This is a genomic window from Mycobacterium sp., assembly GCF_049280035.1.
Lineage (GTDB): Bacteria > Actinomycetota > Actinomycetes > Mycobacteriales > Mycobacteriaceae > Mycobacterium.
Window position 1 is genome coordinate 1 of the sequence record NZ_JBAPPI010000071.1, and the last position, 1,539, is coordinate 1,539.

Genomic DNA, 1,539 nt, shown 5'->3' on the forward strand with positions numbered 1-1,539 from the left:
TCTTGCGGGCCTCGTCCTCCACCGTCTGGGCGTGCACATCAAAACGGCCCGCCATCGACCGCATCTCGTGCGGGTCAGTCATAAAACGCGTAGGCATAATTCTGTCTCCTTCTCTGTCGAAAAACCATCGGATGTAACGGATTGTGTTGTAGTGCAATGGCATTCCGAATTGCTAACCGGCGGCGGGCGGACGCGCCATCACCATGGGTCGAAACCCGTACATCGGTTCGTCGAACTCGTGGTTAGCCATGGCCCCGAACCCTCCCAACGGCACCCCCGGCATGCCCACCGGCCCACCAGGTGGTGCCAGCGGGGTGGCGCCCAGGGCGGGGGTGAGGGCGCTGGCGCCCGGCAACTCGGTAGCAATCCTGCTGAGCCCCGGTGCGGCCGCGGCCCAGCCTCCGGGCACCGACAAGGCGCCCAGCGGTGTGGCCTGTCCGACGCCCGCAGACACTGCCGCGCCTAGGCCGCCCAGGCCGCGCAGGCCCGCTGCCCCTAGTCCCGCAGTCCCCGAACCGAGCCCGGCGGCCAGACCCGAGACATCCGACGAAATCTCTCCGCCCGCCATGGAGGGGAACAGGTAACTGAAGCACGTCACCGAGTCGATGAACGCCGTCGGGTTCATTAGGCCGCTGGTGGTGAATGCGTTGCTGAAGTTGGCGACTGTGGCGTTGTTGAGAAAGCTCCCCAGCAGTGACCCGTTGGCTCCGTCTAGGTAGTTGAGTAGCCCGGCGAGCCCCGTGGTGGAGGTGTTCGAGTTCGGCGCGATGATGCTTTCCAGCCATGACGACAATCCGTTACTCGTCGAGGCGCTGCCGGCGGTGCTCGCCGAGGTGCCGGAGGCTTGCGCTGTCGCGGCGGCTTGCGCGGCCAGGCCGGTCGCACTTGTGGTCTGGGCCGGTTGGCTGAACGGGGTCAGCTGCGTGGCCGCCGCCGAAGAGCCGGTGTAGCCGTACATCGCTGCGGCGTCCTGAGCCCACATTTCTCCGTACTGGGCCTCGGTGGCCGCAATCGCCGGAGCGTTCTGTCCCAAAACGTTGTCCGCCATCAGCGATGCCAGTTGCGTGCGGTTTGCCGCGATCTCCGCAGGCGGCACGGTCATCGAGTACGCCGCCTCATAGGCACTCGCCGCGGCTTGCGCCTGGGCGGCCGTCTGCTCAGCTTGCGCGGCAGTAGTGTTCATCCACGCCGCATACGGTGCGGCGGCGTCCGCCATCGACGCGGATGCCGGGCCCTGCCAGCTGCCACTGGTCAGATTCGTGATTACCGAGCTGTAAGAGGCTGCTGCCGAACGTATTTCAGCTGCCAGCTGGCTCCAAGCAGCGCTGGAGGCCAGCATCGGCGATGAGCCGGCGCCCGAATACATTCTGGCCGAATTGATTTCCGGTGGTAGCACCGCGTAGTCGATCATGACAGTTTCTCCTTGGTCTGTTATCCAGCGGCGGGTGGCCGCGCCATCACTGACGGGAGGCGCATTCCGTATTTCGGAATCGGACGCCGTAGGCGCCCGGTCATGTTCGACATCGGCGAGGCAATACC

1 protein-coding gene and 1 pseudogene are annotated in these 1,539 nt (G+C 65.5%); both read right to left on the reverse strand.

The features are described 5' to 3' along the window. A pseudogene (locus WAN71_RS02370) lies at nucleotides 1-97 on the reverse strand (WXG100 family type VII secretion target); the annotation flags it as partial. Between the two features lie 75 nt (nucleotides 98-172). Continuing rightward, the gene (locus tag WAN71_RS02375; protein ID WP_422223791.1) at nucleotides 173-1,411 is read right to left on the reverse strand and encodes a PPE family protein; all 1,239 of its coding nucleotides are present in this window, start codon (nucleotides 1,409-1,411) and stop codon (nucleotides 173-175) included. Nucleotides 1,412-1,539 lie beyond the last annotated feature (128 nt).

What these genes read in the sequence shown, in the direction of transcription:
- WAN71_RS02375 (WP_422223791.1), bottom strand. Translation starts at nt 1,411, where the DNA reads ATGATCGACTACGCGGTGCTACCACCGGAAATCAATTCGGCCAGAATG.